The sequence below is a fragment of the Nocardia sp. NPDC006630 genome (assembly GCF_040611495.1).
Taxonomy (GTDB): domain Bacteria; phylum Actinomycetota; class Actinomycetes; order Mycobacteriales; family Mycobacteriaceae; genus Nocardia.
In genome coordinates this window covers 189,039-213,518 of the sequence record NZ_JBEXOK010000003.1, presented here as the reverse complement: position 1 = coordinate 213,518, position 24,480 = coordinate 189,039, and the positions used below count along the sequence as shown (strand labels likewise).

Here is a 24,480-nt window from a genome sequence, read left to right as displayed (position 1 = left end):
CGGGTTTCGGGTGCGCGGCGGCCGGTCGATGGCTCAGTTCGCACAGGCCGGTGACGTGGCTCCGGCGTTCACCAGCATCTGGCATGCCCAGGCCTTCTGCAGCTTCCAGCGGCCGCCCTCGGCGACGAACGGGATCACGGCCTGACCGTCCACGGGTTTGCCGTTGAGGGTGAGATTCGCGGTCGCCTGCATGATGCCGTTTCCCGCGTACTCCACCCCCACCACGGTGATCTTCACGCCATTGCTCACCCCGGCCCGGGCCATCTTGCCGACCAGATCGGGGTCGAGATCCGAACCCTGGACCAGGTCGAGTCGCTGCGCCGCAGGGGTATTCGGGTCCAGGGCGATGCCCAGGCCGGCATTGAGGTCGGCCGGGCCGGGCAGTGGGAGCGGCGGCTGGTCGGTGGCCTGCGCGGAGCTGGTGTGGGCGGCCGGTGCGGGGCCGTCGCCGGACCCTCCGCATGCGGTCACGGCGCACAGCATCGTTGCCGTGAGCAGCAGGCGTGCCCCGAAGGGTGTGTGGCGGTTCATGATCGGCTCTCTGTTCACTCGGCGCTCACCGCGTCGATGATATTGAGGCGGGCGGCCCGCACGGCCGGCGGAATCGAGCCGAGCAGGCTCAATCCCATGGCTCCGGCGGCGAATACCAGCGCCAGCGGGCTCGGACTGTAGGAGACGTCGAGATTCATGATGTTGGGGGTGAGGGTGTCGAAGAAGTACTGGCTCGCGAGGCCGAACAGCATCCCGAGCACACCGCCGACAATGCCGATGCCCGCGGCCTCGGCGAGCACCATGCGCAGCGTGAGGCGGCGGCTCGAGCCCATGGCTCGCAATACTCCGATTTCGCGGCGACGTTCGAGCACCGACAGCGTCAGTGTGTTCAGCAGCGCGACCGCGGCGATCAGCACGATAATGATCCACACCGCGTTCGACACCGCCATGGCCTGTTCGGCGGAACCCTCCGCACTGGCCAATGATGTTGCGCCGGAATAGGCATGGACGTCCGGCGGGGTCAGGTGCGCGATGGTGTGCAGTAGACGATCCCGGTCGGTGCCGGGCTTACCCCGCACTTGCAGGATCGTCGCGCCGGGCCGGTCGAACCACTCCCGCATTTCGTTCAGGCCCATGCCGAGGGTGCCGGTCATCGCCGAGAAATACGACACGACGCCCACCACCCGGATGCGCTGCAATCCGTGCGGTGTCTGGATCGGCAATTCGTCGCCCACTCCGACATGGAGGTTGCGGGCCATGTCCTGGGAGACCACCACACCGCGCCCGGCGACCACCTCGTCCCGGACCGCGGGCTCGAGCGCTTCGTACAGCGGGTTGACGCTGCCGGCAGCCAGTCCGTAGAGAATCACCTTGTTGTCGCCGAGGGTCGCGTAGGCCACCTGGCCCTCGGTGACGTTCGCCACCTCCGGCACAGCGGCGATCGTCGTCGCCAGATCCGCGGGCAGCGCGGGGCCGGTGGGGAATTCGTCGGGCGGATGCGAGGCCACCCAGACATCGACCGTGCCCGTCGATCCCAGGGAACTGCGCATGGATCCGAGCAGATCATTGTTCGCACCGGTGATGGTGATGGTCACCGCTACCGCCATGAATACCGTCATCAGCGTGGCCCATACCCGGCGCGGCGCTCGTTCCAGCGAGGTCGCGGCGAGCTCGCCCGCCCGGCCGAAGCCGCGTGCGACCCACGAGGTGGCTCTGACGAGACTGCCGGTCAGCGCGAAGCACAGCATGAGGCCGGCCCCGAAGAACAGGCTCAGCGCGATGCCCGACCACACGAAGGCACTCAGGTGCAGCCGCACCAGCACGATCGCCACCGTCACATTGAAGATCGCCGCCCACCCCGCCCCCAGGCGCAACCACAGCGGCACCCGATCCGCGACGCCCGCGCCGACCGGGGCCAGGGCCTCGACCGGTGACACCTTGTACACCTGGTGCGCCGCGACACCCGAGGCCACCATGCTGGTACCCGCCGCGGCCACGATGGCGATCGGAATCGCGTAGAGCGGAAGCGAATACGTCATGCGCGCCTCGATGGACTGCACCATGGCCGGCGGCAGCGTGCCGATCGCCGCGCGGCCCAGGCCGATGCCCAGCACCGACCCGGCCGCGCCGCCGATCACGCCGATGACCGCGGCTTCGACGAGCAGATCGGCCACGATCGTGGTGCGCCGTCCGCCGACGGCGCGCAACATCGAAATGACCGGTCGCCGTTGCACGATCGCCATACTCATGGCGGTGTAGATGAGGAAGGCCGCCACGATGAACGCGAGCGCGGCGCCCATCAGGGTCATGTACTGCAGCATGCGCAGCGCGCTGCCGGTCTGTACGGCCCGCAGGCTCGGCTCCGCGACCAGCGCCCGGCCCGCCACCGCGGTGGTGACGGCGGCGCGCAGCATTGCCGGATCCGCCTGTGGCGCAGGCACAATCAGCACGGAGTCGATCAGGCCCGGCCGGCCGGTCACCCGCTGGGCGATCGCGAGCGAGGTCAGCACGTAGTGGCCCGCATTGAGCCGATCCAGTTTCGGCCCCGACAGCACGCCCGCCACGGTGACTTCGCCGGAACCGATCCGGAGCTTCTCGCCCGCCGTGACGCCGACACCGGGACCGACCAGAACCCCGTTCCCCGTTGACATCAAGGCGCCCAGCTGTCGTTCGACCGCGTCTTGCAGATCGCTCTCCAGGGCGGCGGCGCTCAGGTCGGCGCCCAGCAGCAGTATCGGCCCGGCCGAGCTCGGAACCTTGGTGCGCACCATCGGGACGGCATGGGCGACGCCCCGCGCATCGGCGATATCGTCGCGCACCGAGATCGGCAGGCCGGAGTCGGTGACGCCGGAAACCTCCAGTGTCGCTGTGCCCGCCAGGCCTTCGATGAGCTGGTTCACCGATCCGGTCAGGGAGCCGAAGATGCCGAACACCGCGACCAGGAAGGCCGCGGATACGGCCATGACCGTGGTCGAGGCGATCGTCCGCCCGCGATGAGCGCTGAATTCGCGCACGCTGAACAGTCGCCAGCGATCGATCAGTGCCGTCATGGGTGTTCCCGAACCGTGGCAACCGGTACCCCGGCGCCGAGCCGGGACGCACCGGTTTCGTCACCGGTGATCCGGCCGTCGCCCAGAGTCAGGATGCGGTCGGTGGCGGCCGCGGCCTCGCCATTGTGCGTGACCATGACGACCGCGTGATCGTCGTCGTGGGCGATATCGGCCAGCAATTCCATAATGGCCGCGCCTGTCTTGGAATCGAGATTGCCGGTGGGTTCATCGGCCAGGATCAGCGGCGGATCCATCATCAGGGCCCGGGCCAGCGCCACCCGCTGCATCTGCCCGCCGGACAGCTCCGAGGGGCGGTGTTCGGCCCGGCTGCTCAGGCCGACCAGTTCCAACAGCTCCAGCGCCCGCCCCTTCGCGGAACGTAATCCCTTGCCGTCCAGCAGTTTCGGCACCGCGACGTTCTCCCATGCGGACAGGGTCGGAAGCAGATTGAAGAACTGGAAGACGAAACCCACCTGGTATCGCCGGAATTGGGATTGACCGTCGTCGTCGAGCTGCCCGATCTCCTTGTCCCGGAACCTGATCGATCCCGAGCTCGGCACGTCCAGCGCGCCGAGCACATGCAGCAGCGTGCTCTTGCCCGCGCCCGACGGGCCCACGACGGAGACGAACTGCCCCGTCGCTATCCGCAGGCTGACTCGATCCAGTGCCCGCACGGTCTCGCCGCCGATGCGGTACTCCCGCACCACATCCGCCAGTTCGAGCAGCACTACGGCTCCTCCCGGACCCATCAGCCGACGTCTTCGGACAGCTTGGCCAGCTTGCTCATGGAGTTGGTCAGCTGTGTCTGCGCGTCCCGCTCGATCACCTGGGTCAACTGCGCGTTCAGCATCGCGCCGGAGAAGTTGCCGGCGATGGTCAGCTGGGAGCCACCGGGCCGCCGCTCGATGCCGAAGCTGAACTCGCAGATCAGGCCAACCTCGCTGCGCCCCGCGAGGGTCAGCTGCATGGGCGGTTTGAACGCGGTGATGGTCAGCTCGAGCTTGTGGGACATGCCGAGCATCCGAACGTTCTGGACCAGCGTGGAATTCACCGACATGCGTTCCGGCGGCTGCTCGACGAAGCCGTCGTGCATGACAAACCATTCCTGCCATGTCGAAGTATTCGCGAGGATCGAATACAGCTGCATCGGACTGGCTTCCAGTGCTCGTGTGACCTCGAAACCGGACATGACACCTCCTGGAGCGACGCATACAGCTAATATGTCGCAACTGCTTGCTCGGATTCGGGCGAATTATCGACACCTCGAGCCCGGGCCGTCGGGACCCGGGCGTGGCTGTGAGCATTTACCATTCGAGCTCGATATGCAAGTGGATCATAGTCGTGCACATTTCAGATTGCCCCGGAACGTGTTGCAGACCTCGTTGTGATGCGGTACCTTCTCGCTCGTCACCGCAATGACCATCTGGCAGAGGCGCTTTGGTGTCGCAAAAGCGCGGCGGACACTTCTTCGATTCTTGGTCCTGTTCTACCTACCGGAACGGGACATCTCTATCCATATGGGGGCAGTCGTGACTGATCGCATTCTCTCTGGCGACCCGATCGCGGTCGTCGGCATGGCGTGTCGTTTTCCGGGTGGCATCGATTCGCCGGAATCGCTATGGCAGTTCCTGGTTAATAGTCGGCACATTTCCAGCAAATTTCCGCCCGATCGGTCTATGACCGAGCTCGCTGATATGGCATCACCCGAGATCGCCGCGGCCATGGCGCCGATGGGCGGCTTTATCGACGAGCCGGGCGAATTCGATCCGGAGTTCTTCGGAATCAGTCCCCGGGAAGCCAAGGCCATGGATCCGCAGCAGCGGATGGTGCTCGAAACCAGCTGGCAGGCCCTGGAATACGCGGGCATCGACCCGACGACGCTGCGGGACACCGATACCGGCGTCTACATCGGCGCCATGGGCGGGGACTACGCGTATCTGATTCCGGGCCAGCAGGATCTCGATCCGGGATATGTGGCCATGGGCGTGAGCCAGAGCGTGCTCTCCGGCCGCGTGTCCTACATCCTGGGCCTGCAGGGTCCGACGATGAGTATCGACACGGCCTGCTCGTCCTCGCTGGTGGCGATGCATCTGGCGGCCCGGGCGCTGGAGGCGGGCGAATGTTCGCTCGCCCTGGTCGGCGGAGTCTCGATCATGTCGACGCTGACCGGATTCTTCGCGCTCGGCCAGCACGGCGCCATCTCCAAAGTCGGTCGCAGCAAGCCGTATTCGGCCGACGCCGACGGCTTCTGCATGTCCGAGGGCGTGGCCGTACTGGTGCTCGAGCGGCTCTCCGATGCCCGGCGTCAGGGCCACGAGGTGCTCGCCCTCATGCGCGGCGCCGCGGTGAATCAGGACGGCGCCACCAAGGGTCTGACCGTGCCCAGCACCTCGGCGCAGCAGAAGCTGATCCGGGCCGCGCTGGCCGACGCCGATCTCGCGGGCGCCGATATCGATGTGGTCGAAGGGCATGGAACCGGCACGCCGGTGGGCGATCCCATCGAGCTCGAAGCCCTGTTCACCACCTACGGCCGGGACCATTCGGCCACCGCACCGCTGCTGCTGGGTTCCATCAAGGGGAACTTCGGGCACACCCAGGCCGCCGCGGGCATCGCGGGCGTGATGAAAATGATCCAGGCCATGCGGCACGGGATCGTGCCGCCCACCGTGAATGTGAGCGAGCCGACCGCGGCCGTCGACTGGTCCGCCGGGACAGTCGATCTCATCACCGAATCCGCCCCGTGGCCGGACCGCGGCGGACCGCGCCGGGCCGGCGTCTCCTCGTTCGGCATCAGCGGAACCAATGCCCACGTCATTCTCGAGCAGGCGCCCCCGGCGCAGCCGATCACGCCCGTCGACCTGGAACGGCAAGTGCCACTTGCGGTGTGGCCCATCTCCGGTAAGACGCCCGAGGCGCTGGCCGAGCAGGCCGCGCGACTCGCCGAGCATGTCAGGGCGCATCCGGAGTTCACCTCACGTGAGGTGGGCCATGCGCTCACCGCGAGCCGCGCCACGTTCGACCATCGCGCGGTCGTGCTCGGCGGCAACCGGGTCGATCTGCTCGCCGGTCTGGCGGCGGTGGCGGACAGCGTGCCGGTCGGGCCGATTCGCGGCCAGGCCGCCGAGCGTCAGGTCGTTTTCGTCTTCCCCGGTCAGGGCGCGCAGTACGCGGGCATGGCGGCGCAGCTGATGACCGAATCCCCGGTATTCGCGGCGAAGATCGCCGAATGCGAGGCGGCACTGTCGGAGTTCGTCGACTGGTCGCTGACCGATGTGCTGAACGAGACGGCGGGCGCACCCTCGCTCGACCGGGTCGACGTGGTACAGCCCGCCCTCTTCGCGACCATGGTTTCCCTTGCGGCACTGTGGCGTTCACTGGGCATCGTGCCCGCCGCCGTGCTCGGGCACTCGCAGGGCGAGGTCGCCGCCGCGTATGTCGCCGGTGCGCTCTCGCTCGGCGATGCCGCCCGGATCGTGACGCTGCGCAGTAGGCCGCTGCGCGAGTTGGCCGGTACCGGCGGCATGGCCTCGATCAATGCCCCGGCCGCCCGCGTCCGCGAACTGATGGCCGGTATCGACGACCTCTACCTGGCCGCGGTCAATTCCCCGTCCACCACGGTGGTCGCCGGTGGTGTGGACGCCGTGGCCCGAATCCTCGCGGTCTGCGAGCGAGAAGCCGTGCGCGCCAGGCAGGTTCCGGTCGACTACGCCGCGCACACCCGCCATGTCGATGTGCTGCGCGAGCAGCTCGACGCCGCGGTGGCCCCGATCACCGCGCGGGGCAGCGATATCACCTTCTTCTCCACGGTCACCGGCGACGAATTGTCCACCGACAATCTGGGTCCGGACTACTGGTTCCGCAATCTGCGCGAAGCCGTCAGCTTCGAGCAGGGCTTCCAGGCCGCATTCCAGTCCGGCTACAACGCCTTCCTCGAGATGAGCGTGAACCCGGTACTGACCGCCGCCATGCACGAATCCCTGGGCGCCTTCGCCGATTCCTGCCTCGTCGCCGGCTCGCTCAAGCGGGAGGACGCCGGGATCGAGCGCTTCCTCGCCTCCGTGTCCGAAGCGCACGTCCAGGGCGTCTCGCCGAACTGGTCCGCGATCTATCCCGCCGGCTCCGCGCGGTCGATCCAGTTGCCCACCTACGCATTCCAGCGCCAGAAGTACTGGCTGGCCAGTGTTTCCGGGGCGGGCGGCAAGCCCAGCGGTCTGGGTCTGGCCGAGGCCGGGCACCCGCTGCTCGGTGCGGTGGTCGAACTGCCGGGCGCGGACCGTTTCCAGTTCAGCACCCGCATCTCTCTGGCCACCCATGCCTGGATCGCCGATCATGCCCTGCACGGCAATGTGCTGCTGCCCGGTGCGCTACTGCTGGAGTTGGCATTACACGCCGGTGACAAGCTGGGCGCACCCCAGGTCGAGAAGCTGACCATGTACTCCCCGGTCACGCTGCCCACCGAGGGCGCCATTCACCTGCAGCTCGTGGTGGGCGAACTGGTGAAGCCCGGCCGGCGCTCGGTGGCCATCTACTCCCGTCCCGAGGACAAGGACGGTGAACTCGGCCAGAGCCAGTGGAGCCTGCACGCCGACGGGCACCTCACCACGGCTTCCCGGACCACGGAGACCGACGCCCAGGGGCTGGAACTGTGGCCGCCCGTCGGTGCGGTGCAGGCGATGGAGCCCGGGCCCGCGTACGAGACCCTGGCCGCGCTCGGTTATCAGTACGGCCCGGTCTTCCAGGGCATGAAGGCGGTCTGGCGGCGCGGCGACGATATCTTCGCCGAGGTCGCGCTGCCGGATTCGGTGGCCGACTCGGACAAATACGGACTGCATCCGGCGCTGCTGGATGCCGCCATGCAGACCGGATCCGCGGCGGCGGCGCTCATGCCCTCGGAAGCGGGCGCGATCCGGCTCCCATTCGCCTGGGAACGCGTCGAACTGCGCGCGGTGGGCGCGAAGGCGTTGCGGGTCAAGCTGACTCCGGCGGGCACCGATCGCCTGCGCTGGGTGCTCGGTGACAGCGCCGGGCGCATTGTCGCCGCCGGCACCCTGCAGGTGCGCACCATTTCGATGACCAAACTCGCCACCCGCGGCCTGTCCGGTCGGCAGGATTCGCTGTTCAGCGTCGACTGGCTGACCGTTGCGGCGCAGCGGGCGCGCTACTCCGCGCGTCAGGGCGAATGGGCCGTGGTCGGCAGCCAGCCGCTCGGCGTGCACGGCGACGACGGCCCGGTCACCTATGCGGATCTCGAGTCCTTCTATGCCGCAATGGGATCCGGCACCGAGACCGAGATTCCGAAGGTGGTGGTGCTGTCCCGGGTGGCCGTATCGACCGGCGCGGAGCCGGGTGCGCATCCGGCCGAGGCGGTGCGTGCGGAACTGGCGGACATGCTGGCGCAGCTGCAAACCTGGCTGGCCGACGCACGATTCGCCGAGACGAAGCTCGTCATTCTCAGTCGCGGCGTGCAGGCCGTCACGGCCGCCGAGGACATCTCCGATCTGGCGGGCGCCACGGTGTGGGCCCTGGTACGCAGCGCGCAGTCCGAATACCAGGACCGGATTGTGCAGGTCGATCTCGACGAGGCCGGTATCAGCCTCGATCAGCTCGCCACCGCGGTGCAGCTCGACGAACCCGAATTGGCGCTGCGGCGCGGCGAATTCTTCGGCAGGCGAATCCGTTCCGGTCTCGATGCGGCGGCCACCGCCGGCGCCCGGCTGTCCGGGGCCTGGCGGCTCGACATTCCGGCGTCGGGCAATCTCGAGGATGTGGCCCTGGCCGAGGTCACCGGTGCCGATGCCGAACTCGCCCGGGGCGCCGTGCTGGTCGAACAGCGCGCCGCCGGGCTCTCGTTCCCCGTCGCGCTGACCGGTGTCGGCGCCGGGACCGGCACACCGACACGCCTGGTGCACGAAGCCGCCGGTGTTGTGCTCGCGGTGGGTGCGGATGTGACCGGAATCGCGACGGGTGACCGGGTTTTCGGATTGTTCGACGAGATCGCCGCGACCGCGGCCACCGATCACCGGCTGCTCGCGGTGGTACCTGCGGCATGGTCGTTCGCACAGGCCGCGGCCGCGCCCGTCGCGTATCTCACGGCCCTGCACGGCCTTCGCGATATCGCGGCGGCGCAGTCGGGCGAGCGGGTGCTGGTGCACGCCGCGACCGGCGGCGTCGGCACGGCCGCGGTGAACCTGGCCCGGCATCTCGGCCTGGAGGTATTCGCGACGGCGAGCACGCCCAAGTGGGATGTGTTGCGCGGTATGGGATTCGCCGAGGACCACATCGCTGATTCGCGATCCGGACAGTTCGCGACCCAGTTCGCGAGCGAACGCGGCCTCGATATCGTGCTGAACCTGTTGCCCGGCAACCGCACCGGCGATTCGCTCGGCCTACTGTCCGCCACCGGCCGGTTCGTCGAGATCGCCAGGGATGCGGTGCGTGAGCCGGAGGCGGTCCGTGCGGAGTCCGGGGTGTCCTACGCTTCGTTCGAACTGGGCGCGCTCGACCCGAATGTCCTGGGCGCCATGCTCTCCGAGTTGTCGGCGCTCTTCTCGAGCGGCGCTCTCGGACCGCTGCCCCTGACCCGATTCGATGTGCGGCACGCGGCCGCCGCCCTGCGTCACCTCGGTGAGGCACGGCATATCGGCAAGGTGGTGCTCACCTGGCCGTCCGCCTTCGATCCCGACAGCACCGTGCTGATCACCGGCGGTACCGGCAAGATCGGCGGGATCATCGCCCGCCATCTGGTGTCCGCCTACGGCGCCAAGCACCTGCTGCTCACCAGTCGCAGCGGCGCCACGGCCGGCGGAATCGCCGAACTGATCGCCGAATTGGGAGAGGCGGGCGCGCAGGTGCGGGTGGCGGCCTGCGATGCCAGTGATCGCGACGCGCTGGCCGCAGTGATCGCCCAGGTGCCCGCCGCGCATCCGATCGGCGCGGTCGTCCATCTGGCGGCCACCCTGGCCGATGCGACCTTCGCCGCACTCACCACCGGGCACCTGGACGCCGTCCTGCCCGCCAAGGCCAACGGCGCCTGGTATCTGCACGAGCTGACCCAGCATCTGGATCTGTCGATGTTCGTGCTGTTCTCGTCGGCGGCAGGCACTTTCGGCGCGGCCGGGCAGGCCAACTACGGCGCGGCCAATGTCTTCCTGGACAGTCTGGCCCGGCACCGGTACTACCGTGGACTGCCCGCGACCGCCATGGCGTGGGGCTGGTGGGCCGAGGACACGTCCAATACCGGTGGGATGGACGAGAAGGACCGTGCCCGGCTCGGCCGCATGGGCATCACCCCGATTCCGACCGCGGAGGCCCTGGGCCTGTTCGATGCCGCACTGCGCACCGGACAGCCGTACGCACTGCCGATCGGCATGGATCTGTCGCTGCTGCGCATGGCCCAGTCGGTGGCGGAACTGCCCCCGTTCTTCCGGGCGCTGCTGCATGCGCGGCCGCGGGCCACCCAGCAGATGGGTGATCCGACGCAGCTGGCCAAGCGGCTGGCCGGACTGAGCCCGTCGGAACAGCACGAGACGGTGATCGAGCTGCTCAAAACGCCCATCTCCATGGTGCTGGGTTACTCCTCACCCGATGCGGTGCAACCGGATCGGGAGTTCACCGAAATGGGCATCGATTCGCTCAGCTCGATCGAACTCGGTACCCATCTGCGGGCGCTGACCGGTGTGAAGCTCGCCAATTCGGTGATCTTCCAGTACCCGACGGTCAGCCTGCTGGCCCGGCACGTCATGGACCAGATCACCCCGGAGGACGCGGAGCTGGCCGATCCGATCATCGCCGAGGTCGAGATGCTGCTCGAGCGCCTGTCCGCCATTCACGACGGCGGCCCGGTGCCCGAGGAGCTCATGGCGCGCCTGACCGGCTCCATGGGACGCCTGCGCGCGAGCGAGAGCGTGGCGGTGGGCTCGGCGGAGGGCGCGGCGTGAGTTCCCTGCTCGCGGTGAGTGATCTGCATATCAGCCACCTCGGCAACCGTGAGGTGGTCGAGCGGATCCGGCCGAACTCACCGCAGGACTGGTTGATCGTGGCCGGCGATGTGGCGGAGAAGACCGAGAGCATCCGCTGGGCGCTCTCGGCCCTGCGCGAGCGGTTCGCCAAGGTGATCTGGGTGCCGGGGAACCACGAATTGTGGACCACCGCACTCGATCCCGGGCATCTACGGGGTGCGGGGCGATATCGGCATCTGGTCGAGGTCTGCCGCGAGATCGACGTGGTGACGCCGGAGGATCCCTATCCGGTGTGGGAGGGAGCGGGCGGACCCGCGGTGCTCGTGCCGATGTTCCTGCTCTACGACTACTCCTTCCTGCCGCGCGGGGTGCACACCAAGGCAGCGGGTTTGGCGCTCGCGGAGGCCAGAGGCACCGTGGCCACCGACGAGCACTTGCTCGCCCATGACCCGTACGCCTCTCGGGAGCAGTGGTGCGCCGAACGCGTGCGCTATACCCGCGAGCGACTGGACGGGCTGGACCCGGCCGTGCCGCTGGTGCTGATCAATCACTTTCCGCTGGTGCGCACTCCGACCGATCGCCTGTTCCGGCCGGAGTTCGCGATGTGGTGCGGCACCGATCTCACCGCGGACTGGCATCGCCGATACCACGTGGCCTGTGCGGTCTACGGGCACCTGCACCTGCGCCGCACCGATCATATCGATGGTGTGCGGTTCGAGGAGGTGTCCATCGGCTATCCGCGCGAATGGCGGCGGCGCGGACTGCCCGATCCGCTGCTGTGTCAAATCCTGCCCGCTCCAGACGATTCCACGCGATCGAACGCGCTCGCCCGGCGGACCGTGGATCGGGCGATGCGAGTGGCGGGCGCGTTCGCTCGTCACGCCACCGGTGACAAAGGACAACTACCACGATGACCCAGACGACAGATCCCAGAGCCGTCCTCGAGCGGGAACTCGGTGCGCGCCTGCCCGCCCTCGACGTGCTGTCCGACGATCAGTGCGCCGATCTGCTGTCCCTGCTCGAGACCACGCCCCGGCGCGATCGCGCGAAGGCGAGACAGGAACTGGCGGAAAAGAATGCGGCGCGGCCGCGTCCCGTCCGCGCGCTGGTGGGCGCGGTCCTGCTGGGGCGGCGGTCATGACCGAGCGCGCGACACAGATTCAGCTCCGCAAGGTGGCCGAAGCCCTGCAGGTGGACCCGGTGCGCATCGCGTATCTCGAACAGGCAGGCGCGGAAGAGCTTTCGGCGCTGCGCGACAGGCTGGTGGCACATCTGCACGACCGCTATGCCGTCGAATACGGGCGGATCACCCGGCTGGGGCAACTCGCCCCGCTGCGGGTGGCGGTGCCGCTGGCGACCGGGATACTGCCGCCCCGGCTGCTCGGCCGTTCGCTCAGTGCGGCGCTGCTGGACAACCGGACCGAGCGCTCCATGTCGATGCTGTCGCAACTGGACCCGGTGCTCGTCGCCGATGCGGCGCCGTACATGAATCCCAGGGTCATGGGCGAGGTGGCCGAACGCGCCGACCCGTCCCTGTTGGCTGCGGTGCTCGATGAACTGCTGGCCCGCAAGGACTTCGCCACGGCCGACCTGTTCGCCGACTATGCGACCGCGATGTTCATGGCGCCGGAATCGGCGGTGGCCCTTGCGGTCGCACCCGCTCCGGCGCCGTCGCGGAGGTATCGAATCGCGCTGTCCGGCACCGCCTTCACTCTCCGTATCCGCGAGTTCGTCAGGAAGCGAAAATGACCGACAAAGCCCCCGCACTGCTCGAGGTAGCAGTCATCGGCGCCGGATTCTCCGGTATCTGCGCCGGAATCAAATTGCGCCAGGCCGGGATCACCGACTTCACCCTCCTCGAGCAGGCGGAGGACATCGGCGGCGTGTGGCATTGGAATACCTATCCCGATGTGGCGGTGGATATTCCGGTCTGGGGTTACAGCTTCTCCTTCGAGCGGAATCCGAACTGGGAGTACGCGTATGCCCGGGGTCACGAGATCAAGGCCTATGCCGACCGGTGTGTCGACAAGTACGGCGTGCGCCCGCATGTGCGGCTCAATACCGAGGTGGTGCGGGCGGCGTGGGACGACGCCGGGCATTTCTGGCGGCTCGACACCACCCAGGGGCCGGTCCACGCCCGATTTATCATCATTTCCTACGGCGGTCTGGGCCGGCCGAAATATCCGGACATCGAGGGACTGGACTCCTTCAAGGGCCCGGTAATCCACAGTGCGCGTTGGGATCACACGCTCGATATGCAGGGCCAGCGGGTCGGTGTGATCGGCACCGGGTCCTCCGCGGTGCAGATCATCCCGGCGACCGCCGAGATCGCCGAGCAGGTGCACGTCTTTCAGCGCACGCCGATCTGGGTCCTGCCGAAACCGGACTTTCCGCTGCCCCGGCTATTGCGCTTCGGATATCGAATGCTGCCGTTCCTGATGTTCATTCCGCGCTGGATCGCGGTGTTCTGGCTCGAGGTGTTCTACAACGCCGTCTTCCGGTACAAGATCCCCGCCTCGGTGAAAATGCTGGAATCGGTGATCATGAGCGCGCTGCGGCGCGGGGTGCCCGATCCGGTGACCCGGGCGAAGCTGACCCCGAACTACCGCATGGCCTGCAAGTTCCCGTCGATGTCGAGCACCTACTACAAGACCTTCGCGCGCGAGAACGTCAATCTGGTCACCACCGATATCGCCGCCATCACCGAAACCGGGGTACAGACGGTCGACGGTGACCATCACGAGATCGACATGCTCGTGCTGGCAACGGGTTTCGAAACGCTCGATGCGACCAATCTGCCCCGATTCAAGACCACGGGACGGGGCGGTCAGGATCTGCGCGAGCTCATCCTGGCGGACCGCAAGGGTCAGTACGAGGGCCTGACGCTGCCCAAGATGCCGAACAACTTCACCGTGCCGGGTCTGTACGCCATGACCGGTTCCTTCTTCGTCACCATCGAGAGCAGTGTCGATCATGTGGTGCGCTGCATTCTCGAAGCGCGCCGCCGGCAGGCGACCGCCGTGGAGATCAAAGCCGAACCCTTCGCCACCTATGTGCAGGAGATGATCGGCCGCCAGTACAAGACGCTGTTCTACCGTTCGAACTGCGAGCGCACGCACAGTTGGTATTTCGACGAGAACGGTGACGTGCCCCTGTTCCGGCCCACGAGCACCGCTGAGGCGGCCTGGCGGGTCCGGCACTCGCCGCTCGAGGACTACACCTTCCGCTCGCTCGGTGACGCCGCGCTCGAGGACGCCGCCCTCGGGGACACGGGTACGGACCTGCGGGACCGGAGCGCCTCATGACCGAATCGACCATGCGCGATGTCTCCGATACCGCCCGGTGGGTAGCGGCCTTCCGGGCGATCGAATCGGCCCGGCCCGACGCGCTGTTCCACGACCCGCTCGCGGCGACGCTGGCGGGGCCCCGCGGCCCGGCGCTGGCCTCCGGCACCAGCATGTGGCCGACGGTGGTGCGGACCAAACTCATCGACGATCTGATCCTCGATTCGCTGCGCAACGGCTGCGATCGCGTGATCAATCTCGCCGCGGGGCTCGACACGCGGCCGTATCGGCTCCCGATTCCGGGCGAGATCGATTGGTACGAAGCGGATTTGCCCGCGATGAGCGCCTACAAGGAGTCACTGCTGGACGGTGAGAAGGCGAACTGCCGCCGGATCGTCGTACCGGTCGACGTCACCGATACCGCCGCACTGGCGGAATTCCTCGCCGAGGCGACCGCCGGGGCCGAACGCGCGCTGGTGCTCACCGAGGGACTGCTGCCCTATCTGCAACCCGGCGAGGTGCGGGCGCTGTCCGCGGTGCTGCGGCGGGCGCCGATCCGCTGGTGGATGATGGACCACTGGTCACCGGCCATGCTCCGGGCCGTCAATGTGATCCTGGGGCGCCGGCTCGGCACCGCCCGTTGGCAATTCGGCGCGCCCCTCGACTTCTTCGAGGGCTGGTCGATCGATGCGGCGCATTCCACATTTCGCGCGGCGGCCCGCTGGCGGCGTTCGCCCGCACCGCTGTGGGGCTCGGCCCTGCTGCCCGACGCCGGAATCGGCCCGCTCGAGCGTTCCCGGCTGTGGTGCGGGGTCGTCCGGCTCACCAATGCCGGGTGGCAGGAACGGGAAGCGGCACAGCACGAGGAGAGCGCACAGTGAGTTCCCCAGAGCAGACCCGCGTCGAGGTCGTGGTGATCGGCGCCGGGTTCGCCGGTATCGGCGCCGGAATTCGCCTGCGGGAGGCGGGTATCGACGATTTCGTCATCCTCGAGAAGGCGGACAGCGTCGGGGGTGCGTGGCAGGCCAATACCTATCCCGATGTCGCCGTGGACATTCCGATGTGCAGTTACGCCTTCTCCTTCGAGCCGGACCTGCGCAGCGCACGCACCTATCCCAAAGGTCATGAGATCCAGGCGTATGCCGAGCGCTGTGTCGACAAGTACGAGCTGCGGCAGCGTCTGCGACTCGATACCGAGGTCACCGGAACGGCGTTCGACGAAGAGCAGCACCTGTGGGAGGTACAGACCAGCCGGGGGCCGCTGCGGGCGCGGTTCCTCATCGTGGCGCACGGCCCGCTGGTCCGGCCGCGGATACCCGCCATCGAGGGGCTGGACACGTTCGCCGGGAAGGTGATGCACAGTGCCCGATGGGATCACGAACACGATCTCGACGGCGAGCGAATCGGCGTGATCGGCACCGGATCGTCGGCGGTGCAGCTGGTTCCGGCGATTGCCGAGCGGGTGAAACAGCTGCATGTCTTTCAGCGGACCCCGGTCTGGGTGGTGCCGAAGCTGGACCTGCGGATTCCGCGTCTGCTGCAAGTGCTGTTCCGGGTGATGCCGCTGGCGCTGCTGGTGGTCCGGTTCCAGTCCAACGTTTTGCACGAGGCGATCGCCTATCTGGCCTTCCGGCTCAAGATGCCCGCACTGGTGCGACTGATCGAGCGGTTGTCATTGAAGGCCTTGCGTAAACAGGTCCCCGACGACCGAGTGCGGGCGCAGCTGACACCGCAGTACCGGTACGGATGCAAGCGTCCGGCAATCTCCAGTAACTACCACAGGACTTTCGCACGGGACAATGTCGAGCTCGTGACCGCGGACATCGTTCACATCACCGAAACCGGTATCAGTACTGCCGACGGCGAGCATCGCGAACTCGATACCCTCGTGCTGGCCACGGGTTTCAACACCTTCGAACGCGGGGCCAATCCGCCGTTCCCGATTATCGGCCGTAATGGAGTGGACCTGGCCGATTACTTCGAAACGCACCGTCACGGTTCCTACGAAGGCGTGACAATGCCGGGCTGGCCGAACAGTTTCGCCGTGCTGAGCACCACGTATTCGCTGACCGCCCTGTACTTCCCGATGATCGAGAATTCGACGATCCATGCCGTTCGGTGCATCCGGGAGATGTACGCGCGCGGCGCGACCTGCGTCGAGATCAAGCCGGAACCGCACGCGGCATTCGTGCGCGATATGCAGCGGCGCCAGGCGACATCGGTGTTCCTGCAGGGGGACTGCCGTACCTCGACGTTCCTGGACCAGCACGGGGACGCTCCGGTGTTCCGGCCGTCGACCGGGCTGACCGCATGGTGGCGAGCTCGGCACTTCCCGATGGATCACTACTCGTTCACGACGTCGCAGTGACAGAGACCTCGGGAGTGACAGCGCATTCGATCGTCACAGCGTCCTCGACAGTCGCGGAGCCTTCGCGCGAGCCCGTGGCGATCGTCGGAATGGCGGGGCGGTTTCCCGGCGCCGGCGATATCGACGCCCTGTGGGAGTTGCTGAATACGCGCGGTGATGCGATCGGCCCGGTGCCGCCGCAGCGATGGGATGCGCAGGCGCCGCTGGACCGGGACAGGCGGATTCAGGCCGTCGGCGGGTTCCTCACGGGTGTCGGCGAATTCGATGCGGCGTTCTTCGGCGTGTCACCCCGAGAGGCCGCCGATATCGATCCGCAGCAGCGGCTCATGCTCGAAATGGCCTGGCGCGCACTGGAAGACGGCCGGGTTGTGTCGGATGCTCTGCGCGGCACCCGAACCGGGGTCTATATCGGGGCGTCCTGGCACGACTACGAGATCCTGCGCAAGCAGCGGGGTCTCGGGGCGAGCCAGCACAGTGCGGTCGGCACCGCACTGGACGTCATCGCCGCCCGGCTGTCCTACACGCTCGGCCTGACCGGTCCCAGCCTGACCGTCGAGACCGGCTGCTCCTCGGCGCTGGTCGGACTCGACCTCGCGGTGCGGGCCATCCGGTCCGGGGATATCGAGGCGGCGCTGGTCGGTGGGGTGAATCTGATTCTCGCACCGGATGTTTCGATCGGGCTCACGCATTTCGGCGGACTGTCCGCGGGCGGGCGGTGCGCGGCCTTCGGCGCGGATGCCGACGGATTCGTCCGGGGCGAGGGCGTGGTCGCGATCTATCTCAAACCGCTGCGGGCCGCGCTGCGCGACGGTGACCGCGTGCGGGCGGTGATCGTGGAAACCGTGGTGAACAATGACGGCGGCGGCGCGAGCCTGGTGACGCCGAGCATCGACGGTCAGCGCGATCTGCTGCGGCGGGCCTACCTGGCACGTGGATTCGATATCGACCGGCTCGGCTATCTGGAAGCGCATGGAACCGGTACGCGCCGCGGCGATCCCATCGAGGCGCAGGCGCTCGGGGAGATGCTGGGTACCGGGCGCAGTACCGCCGGTGGGCCTTTGCTGATCGGCTCGATCAAGACCAATATCGGTCATCTGGAAGCGGCTGCGGGCATTGCGGGACTGGTCAAGGCGGTCCTGTGTCTCGAACACCGCGTGGTGCCGCCCAGCCTGCACTCCGAGGTGCCCAATCCCGATATCGCCTTCGATGATCTGAACCTGCGAATCGTGCGGGAGCACACCGCACTCGGTGCGGGAGCCGATGTCCACATCGGGGTCAACTCGTTCGGGTGGGGCGGTACCAACGCGCATGTGGTGCTGCGTGGTGCGGATATTGCCGCCACACTGGCGGCGGCGGACCCTGACATCCTGGGTTTTGTGCCGGTGTCGGCGCATGCTGCCGAGGCGCTGCAACAGCGCTGCCGCGATATCGCGGATCTGGTGGATGCGGATCCCACTCGACTGGATGCGATCAGTTCGGCGCTGGGCCGGGGCGCGCCGGCACTGCCGCTGCGCAGCGCGGTGCTGGGCACCGCGCCGGGTGAGGTGGCACGGGCGCTGCGACAGCATGCCGATGACCCCTCGGCCGAGCAGGCATCGATCCTGTCGGGCCGGGCCCGTGATCTCGGCCGCACGGCCTTCGTCTTCCCCGGTCAGGGCAGTCAGTGGCATGGTCTGAGCGCCGCGCTCTACGGGCATGATCCCGACTTCACCGCGGCCGTCGATGCCTGTGCCGTGGCATTGCGGCCGCATGTCGACTGGGATCCGGTCGCGGTGCTGTCTGGTGCCGCCGGGCCGGGGTGGCTCGAGCATGTCGATCAGGTGCAGCCGGTGCTGTGGGCACTGTCGCTCGCCATTGTGGCCGTCTGGCGGCGGGCCGGGATCGTGCCCGATGTCGTGATCGGCCACAGCCAGGGCGAGATCGCGGCGGCGACCGCAGCGGGGTTGCTCGGTATCGACGAGGCCGCACGCATCGTGGCGCGGCGCAGTGCGCTGCTGCGAACGGTCGCGGGGACCGGCCGCATGCTGGCTGTGGAGCTGGGTATCGGCGAGATTCCCGGCGCCATAGCGGGATTCGAAGATGTCGTGGCACTGGCGGTGCACAATGGGCCGACCTCGTGCGTGCTGTCCGGCGATACGGACTCCCTCGAGGCATTGAACGAGATATTGGCTACCGACGGCGTGTTCTGCCGGATGGTCAAGGTGGATTACGCCTCGCACAGTCCGCAGATGGACGCACTGCGCCTGCCGCTGCTGACCGAGTTCGCCGGGATCGCGCCACTGCGCGGCAGCGTGGAGATGTCGCCGGGCAGCGTGGGGATACTGCCGGGCAGCGTGGAGATGATGTCGACGGTACGGGTGCAGGCCGTGGTCGCGACCGATCTCAGCGGTGAGTACTGGGTGGAAAACCTGTGCAGTCCTGTGCGTTTCGCTGAGGCGATGAGCGCGGTGTTCGATGCCGGTGTCACGCATGTGATCGAGATCAGCCCGCACCCGGTGCTGTTGCCCGCCGTCGAGCAGCTCGCTGCCGAGCGGACTGACCCGCCCGTGGCGCTGCCGTCGTTCTATCGCGATTGCGATCCGGTTCGAGAGCTGGCGCGTAGTCGGGCTCGCGCCTTCGTCGCGGGACTGCGGCCCTTCGGTACCGGTATGCGCTCGAACTCCATTGCGCTGCCGCCGTATCCGCTGCGGGCGCAATCGCATTGGTTGCCGGAGTCCGGCTCGGCCGTACCGATCGGCGCGGACCTGCTGCGACTTCGGTTGTACCCCAGTGCCATCGAGGCCGGAGCCTGGCAGGCGACGGTCCCGATCGACCTGGAATCGCTGCCGTGGCTGGCCGATCACCAGGTCGGCGAGACGGTGGTCATGCCCGGGGCGATGATGGCCGCGCTCGCCCTCGCAGCAACCCGTGCGCATCTCGGAGCCCACCCGGCAGGGTTGTCGGGCCTGCGGTTCGTCGAGAAGCTCGTGCTCGGGATCGCGCCGGTGCGGGTGGAAATCACACTGCGCCAGGACTTCTCGTCCGGAGTGAGCTTCGAGATCGCCTCGCTGGCCGCCGATGCCAACAGCTGGACGGTACATGCGCGCGGACGGGCGCTGCATACGATCGCACCGGCCGCTGCGCCGCTGCCCTTCCCGGTCGGTGCTGGCGAATCACCGTTGAATGCCGAGCTGCTGGTTGCCGATTTCTACGCGGCCTGCGCCCGGCGCGCACTGAACTATGGCCCGGACTTTCGAGGCGTGCGCGAACTTCGGCGCTGGCAGACGGGAACCGGGCAGTGCGCACTGGCCAGGATTGTCCTCGGCGAACGCGCCGGAGCGCAGGCGCATGCGGGTGAACTGCACGCCATACTGCTGGACAGCGCCATGCAAACCGCATTGGCGCTGTTCGACGATGAACGCACCGTGCTGCCCGCAGGGATCGCCGAACTGCTGCTGGATGCCGAACCGGCCGGATTCATCGACACCGCCTGGGCATACGCGGTCCGGCGGTCGGGCACCAGCGCCGATATCCATCTCTTCGATGCGCACCGCGCACCGCTGGCGCGGATCATGGGTCTGGAACTCGTCTCGATCGATAACGAACAGACCGCTTCCCGCCGGTACGACCGTGAATTCGTACTGTCCTGGTGCCGTGTCCCGCGAGATGAAACACGAAGCTCGACAGGATCATTCGCCGTGATCGGCGATTCGGCGTCGACCGCCGGGCTGGCTGCGGCCCTGCAACGCCGCGGTGCTTCGGCCGGAGTCGTGAACGGCGCCGCCGACAGCGAGGTCGACACCGTGGTCTACCTCGCGCCCACGGAGCAGGAGGGTCTGGGCGCACAGCGCCGGGGCCTGATCGAACTCGGCGAACTCGTCGGCGCCTGTGTCCGATCGACCTCGACGCCACCGCGTCTGGTCGTCGTGACCGCCGGAGCCCAGGCGGTCGACTCGTCCGAGCGGCCGGATCCGGGCGGAGCGCTGTTCTGGGGGTTCGTGCGCGTCGTGCGCCGCGAACACCCCGAACTTTCCGCGGAGATCATCGATCTCACTGCGCTGCCTCACCCTGATGCCGACCGGCAGCGGCGGTTCGACGACTGTGCGGCCGAACTGCTGGCCCGCAGCGGTGCGGACCAAGTGATGCTGCGCCCGGAGCAGCGCTGTCTCGGGCAGCTCGAACAGGGCGAGCAACCGGAAGTGACTGCGCCCGTGCGCCCATGGCAGACGCCGGCGCAGCCGTTCCGGCTCGCCTCTGCTTCCGGCCGGTTCTGGGAGGGCCTGCGGTACCGGTCGCTCGAGGTGCGCCCGCCCGGACCAGGGGAGGTACTGATCGAAATCGATGCGGCGGCACTGAATTTCATCGATGCGATGAAGGTGGCCGGGACCTATCCCGACGATTCGGCCGGGCGGGATCTGCTCGGCATCGAATGCGCGGGTGTGATTCGCGCCGTCGGTCCCGAGGTGCGCGATCGAGCCGTGGGGGAGCGGGTGGTGGGCTGCGGTTTCGGTGCGCTGGCATCGCATCTGACGGTGCGCGCCGAGCATACGCAGCCGGTTCCGGAGGCCATGGCGTCCGATCTCGCCGCGGCATTACCCATGGTGATCACAACGGCCTGGCACGCACTGGTCACGCTCGCCCGCTTGGCACCGGATGAGGCCGTGCTGATCCATTCCGGCGCAGGAGGATTGGGGCTGGCCGCCATCGGTGTCGCCCGCAGCATCGGGGCACGGATCATCGCCACCGCGGGCACGGAAGAGCGCAGGGCCTATCTGCGCCGCGAGCACGGAATCGAGCATGTTTTCGATTCCCGGGCGCTCGACTGGGCGGACGAGGTGCGGGCGGCCACGGGTGGTCGCGGCGTTGATGTGGTGCTCAATTCTCTGACCGGCGTCGCGATCGATCTGGGCATCGACGTGCTCGCCGAGGACGGCCGCTTCATCGAGGTCGGCAAGAAGGACATCTACGCCGACCGCCGGCTCGGGCTGAAGCCGTTCGCGAAGGGAATCAGCTTCACCGCGGTCGATCTCGCCGGATTGATGACACGCCGGCCCGAACGTTTCGCCGCCGCATTGCGTGCGGCATGGCGGCAGGTCGGCGCGGGGCGGCTCGATCTCCCGCCGATCACCGTGCACGACTTCGCCGACGTCGCCTCGGTGCTGCGGGATATGCCCCGGGGCGAACATATCGGGAAGTTGGTGCTGTCCGGTCCGGAGACGGTCACCGATATCGTGCCGGAGTCGTTGCCGGAAGGGCGTTTCCGGGCGAACGGCACCTACGTGATCACCGGCGGGCACGGCGCGCTGGGCCGCAGCCTGGCCGAGTATCTGCTGGCCCAGGGCGCGGGTGCGGTGGCCCTGATCGGGCGCAGCGCACCGGAGTCGGTGGGTTCGACGGCGGTACGCAGCTATCGGGCCGACGTCGCGGATATGAAAGCGCTTGCCGCCGTGCTTGATTCGATCCGTTCGGAGCTGCCGCCGCTGCGCGGGATCTTCCATGCCGCGGGGGTGCTCGAAGATGCCACCGTGCTGGGCATCGATGCCGATCAGGTGGAGCGGGTACTGCGGCCGAAGATCGACGGCGCCCGGCATCTGGACGCGCTCACCGCGGCCGATCCGCTGGACCTGTTCGTATTGTTCTCCTCGGCCGCCGCGCTGATCGGCAATCCCGGTCAGTCCGCGTACGCCGCGGCGAACGCCTATCTCGATGCGCTTGCCCTGGCCCGTCGCCATGCGGGGCGACCGGGACTGAGCATCCAGTGGGGGCCCTTCGCGGAGATCGGTCTCGCTGCCGCACAGGAGAATCGGGGTGCCCGGCTGGCCGAGCAGGGCATGGGCAGTTTCTCCACCGGCGAGGCATGGACCGCCCTGACCACCTTCCTCGGCGACGAGCGCACTGTGGTGGGGTACCTGTCGTTCGATCAGCGCCAGTGGTTCGACGCCTATCCCGACGCCGCCGCCCAGGTGAGCTGGCAGGTGCTGCGCCGCAGCGCCGCGACCGGGCCGGTGCGGTCGGCCGGCGGCGATTTCCACACCGCGCTGGCGGGGGCGACCGCTGCCGATCGGCAGATCCTGGTGCGAGAGAAGATCACCGAGGTGGCCGCGCGCGTGCTGCGTATCCCGCCCGCCGATCTCGATCCGGGCGCACCGTTCAAGGCGCTCGGGCTCGATTCGCTCATGAGTCTGGAGCTGCGCAACCGGCTGGAATCGGCGTTCACACTCAGGCTTTCACCCACGCTGCTGTGGACCTACGGCACCACCGGGACCCTGGCCGTGGCGATCGGCGAACGACTGGCCGACGCGGCGTCCGGGATCGACGTGACCGCCGGCTGACAGCACCGGATATCAGGAGGTACTCCCATGGACAGCGCGAGTCCCCGCGACTCCGACGGTACGGCGCTGCGCCGTGCCACCCAGACGATCAGGCAGTTGCGGGCACAACTGGCGCAGCACAGCGCCACCGGACCGGTCGCGGTGGTCGGCGCCGGTCTCCGGCTGGGCGGCGGCATCAACGATCTCGACGGTTACTGGACGGCACTGGCGCAGGGGCGCAGCCTGATCGGGGGTATGCCGCCGCACAGGCGGTGGCCCTTCGAGGACGAGTGGGATCGGCTGCCTACCCAGGGCAGCTTCATCGACGACGCCCTGGATTTCGATCCGGACTTCTTCGGGATCAGCCCGCGCGCGGCCCAGGCCATCGATCCGCAGCACCGGATGCTGCTCGAAGTGTCCTGGGAAGCCTTGGCGCACGCGGGTATTCGGCCCGGCGCGGCGCGCGACGATGTGGTCAGCGTCTTCGTGGGCATTACCGGCCGGCACGATTACGCCGACTGGGCCCGCCAGCAGGCCGACGCCCACTGGGCCCTGGGCAATGGCCACAGTTTCGCCGCCGGTCGTATCGCCTACACCTTCGGATTCACCGGGCCCGCAGTGGCATTCGACAGCGCGTGTTCCTCATCGCTGGTGGCGGTGCACCACGCGGCCGGGTCGCTGCGGCGCGGCGAATCCGATATCGCGCTGGTCGGCGGCGTCAATCTGATCCTGTCGCCGGGCTCCACCCGGATGATCACCCACACCAAATCCCTTGCACCCGATGGTCTCTGCAAGACCTTCGACGCCCGGGCCAATGGTTATGTGCGCGGCGAGGGCTGCGCCATGGTGGTATTGAAGCGGCTGGCCGACGCCCAACGGGACGGTGACCGCGTGCTGGGCGTCATTCACGGCACCGCGATCAATCAGGACGGTCGCTCCTCGGGTTTCAGCGCACCGAACGCCGACGCCCAGCGCCGGGTGATCGAGGCGGCGCTGGTGGACGCCGGGTGTACCCCTGCGGATATCGGACTACTCGAAGCGCACGGCACCGGTACCGCACTGGGCGATCCGATCGAGGTCAGTGCCATTGTCGCCGCACTCGGCAGCCGAAACGGCGGTAGGGCACTGCATGTGGGATCGGCCAAGACCAATCTCGGCCATCTCGAGGCCGCCTCGGGGGTGGTGGGACTGCTCAAGGCCATCCTCTGCGTCCGGGAACGAACGGTGCCGCCGGTCGCGCATTTCCAGACCTTGAATCCGCGTATCGACCTGACCGGCACCGACATTCGAATATCCGGCGGGACGGCCCAGTGGTCGGCCGAGAATTCGGGCCCGCTGGCGGGGGTGAGCTCCTTCGGCATTATCGGCACCAACGCACATGCCATCGTCGGACCCGCGCCGGAGTTCACCGCGGCCATCCCCGCCGGAGGCGAATTGCCGCGGCCCGGCTGGAATCGAATCACCTGTGTCCCAGCGTTTCTCGGCGAGGCCCCGCGCGCCACACCGGCCCTGCGCTGAGACCACATCCCACGCACCGAA

The 24,480-nt window shown here is 67.9% G+C and carries 13 protein-coding genes; 9 read left to right on the top strand and 4 right to left on the bottom strand.

Annotation, left to right across the window (positions count from 1 at the left end):
* Positions 1-33: 33 nt before the first annotated feature.
* Genes ABZX86_RS09105 through ABZX86_RS09090 form a run of 4 tightly spaced genes read right to left on the bottom strand, consistent with a single transcriptional unit; the run spans position 34 to position 4,230 of the window.
* Positions 34-531: a hypothetical protein gene (locus ABZX86_RS09105; RefSeq protein WP_355121646.1), complete on the bottom strand. Its 498-nt coding sequence runs from the start codon at positions 529-531 to the stop codon at positions 34-36.
* Positions 532-545: 14 nt separating this feature from the next.
* Positions 546-3,041 (bottom strand): FtsX-like permease family protein, encoded by a 2,496-nt coding sequence (locus ABZX86_RS09100; RefSeq protein WP_355121644.1) that lies wholly within the window; start codon positions 3,039-3,041, stop codon positions 546-548.
* Positions 3,038-3,769, bottom strand: a complete 732-nt coding sequence (locus ABZX86_RS09095; protein WP_355121642.1) for an ABC transporter ATP-binding protein — start codon at positions 3,767-3,769, stop codon at positions 3,038-3,040. Before ABZX86_RS09095 ends, ABZX86_RS09100 begins: the two co-directional genes overlap by 4 nt.
* A 20-nt stretch (positions 3,770-3,789) precedes the next feature.
* Entirely contained in the window at positions 3,790-4,230 is a 441-nt protein-coding gene (locus ABZX86_RS09090) for an SRPBCC family protein (RefSeq protein WP_355121640.1), read from the bottom strand.
* A 226-nt stretch (positions 4,231-4,456) separates the two neighbouring features.
* Here ABZX86_RS09090 and ABZX86_RS09085 point away from each other — a divergent pair, with 226 nt between their 5' ends.
* The 9 genes from ABZX86_RS09085 to ABZX86_RS09045 are packed head-to-tail and all read left to right on the top strand — an operon-like array spanning position 4,457 to position 24,459.
* The gene (locus tag ABZX86_RS09085) at positions 4,457-10,978 is read left to right on the top strand and encodes a type I polyketide synthase (RefSeq protein WP_355121638.1); all 6,522 of its coding nucleotides are present in this window, start codon (positions 4,457-4,459) and stop codon (positions 10,976-10,978) included.
* Positions 10,975-11,913: a metallophosphoesterase gene (locus tag ABZX86_RS09080; RefSeq protein WP_355121636.1), complete on the top strand. Its 939-nt coding sequence runs from the start codon at positions 10,975-10,977 to the stop codon at positions 11,911-11,913. The genes ABZX86_RS09085 and ABZX86_RS09080 overlap by 4 nt, the downstream gene beginning before the upstream one ends.
* Positions 11,910-12,140 carry a hypothetical protein gene (locus ABZX86_RS09075; RefSeq protein WP_355121634.1) on the top strand — a complete coding sequence of 77 codons (231 nt, stop codon included), beginning with the start codon at positions 11,910-11,912 and terminating at the stop codon, positions 12,138-12,140. The genes ABZX86_RS09080 and ABZX86_RS09075 overlap by 4 nt, the downstream gene beginning before the upstream one ends.
* A complete protein-coding gene (locus ABZX86_RS09070; RefSeq protein WP_355121632.1) occupies positions 12,137-12,748 on the top strand; it encodes a hypothetical protein in 612 nt (203 codons plus the stop codon). The genes ABZX86_RS09075 and ABZX86_RS09070 overlap by 4 nt, the downstream gene beginning before the upstream one ends.
* The gene (locus ABZX86_RS09065) at positions 12,745-14,304 is read left to right on the top strand and encodes an NAD(P)/FAD-dependent oxidoreductase (protein WP_355121630.1); all 1,560 of its coding nucleotides are present in this window, start codon (positions 12,745-12,747) and stop codon (positions 14,302-14,304) included. The genes ABZX86_RS09070 and ABZX86_RS09065 overlap by 4 nt, the downstream gene beginning before the upstream one ends.
* Entirely contained in the window at positions 14,301-15,164 is an 864-nt protein-coding gene (locus ABZX86_RS09060) for an SAM-dependent methyltransferase (RefSeq protein ID WP_355121628.1), read from the top strand. Before ABZX86_RS09065 ends, ABZX86_RS09060 begins: the two co-directional genes overlap by 4 nt.
* The gene (locus ABZX86_RS09055) at positions 15,161-16,651 is read left to right on the top strand and encodes an NAD(P)/FAD-dependent oxidoreductase (protein WP_355121626.1); all 1,491 of its coding nucleotides are present in this window, start codon (positions 15,161-15,163) and stop codon (positions 16,649-16,651) included. Before ABZX86_RS09060 ends, ABZX86_RS09055 begins: the two co-directional genes overlap by 4 nt.
* A complete protein-coding gene (locus tag ABZX86_RS09050; RefSeq protein WP_355121624.1) occupies positions 16,648-22,962 on the top strand; it encodes an SDR family NAD(P)-dependent oxidoreductase in 6,315 nt (2,104 codons plus the stop codon). Before ABZX86_RS09055 ends, ABZX86_RS09050 begins: the two co-directional genes overlap by 4 nt.
* A 27-nt stretch (positions 22,963-22,989) precedes the next feature.
* Positions 22,990-24,459, top strand: coding sequence for a polyketide synthase (locus ABZX86_RS09045; protein WP_355121622.1), 1,470 nt, complete (start codon positions 22,990-22,992; stop codon positions 24,457-24,459).
* Positions 24,460-24,480 lie beyond the last annotated feature (21 nt).

Excerpts from the sequence above, each read along its gene's own strand:
- ABZX86_RS09105 (WP_355121646.1), bottom strand. The coding sequence starts at position 531 with ATGAACCGCCACACACCCTTCGGGGCACGCCTGCTGCTCACGGCAACG.
- ABZX86_RS09100 (WP_355121644.1), bottom strand. The coding sequence starts at position 3,041 with ATGACGGCACTGATCGATCGCTGGCGACTGTTCAGCGTGCGCGAATTC.
- ABZX86_RS09090 (WP_355121640.1), bottom strand. The coding sequence starts at position 4,230 with ATGTCCGGTTTCGAGGTCACACGAGCACTGGAAGCCAGTCCGATGCAG.
- ABZX86_RS09085 (WP_355121638.1), top strand. The coding sequence starts at position 4,457 with ATGACCATCTGGCAGAGGCGCTTTGGTGTCGCAAAAGCGCGGCGGACA.
- ABZX86_RS09075 (WP_355121634.1), top strand. The coding sequence starts at position 11,910 with ATGACCCAGACGACAGATCCCAGAGCCGTCCTCGAGCGGGAACTCGGT.
- ABZX86_RS09070 (WP_355121632.1), top strand. The coding sequence starts at position 12,137 with ATGACCGAGCGCGCGACACAGATTCAGCTCCGCAAGGTGGCCGAAGCC.
- ABZX86_RS09065 (WP_355121630.1), top strand. The coding sequence starts at position 12,745 with ATGACCGACAAAGCCCCCGCACTGCTCGAGGTAGCAGTCATCGGCGCC.
- ABZX86_RS09060 (WP_355121628.1), top strand. The coding sequence starts at position 14,301 with ATGACCGAATCGACCATGCGCGATGTCTCCGATACCGCCCGGTGGGTA.
- ABZX86_RS09045 (WP_355121622.1), top strand. The coding sequence starts at position 22,990 with ATGGACAGCGCGAGTCCCCGCGACTCCGACGGTACGGCGCTGCGCCGT.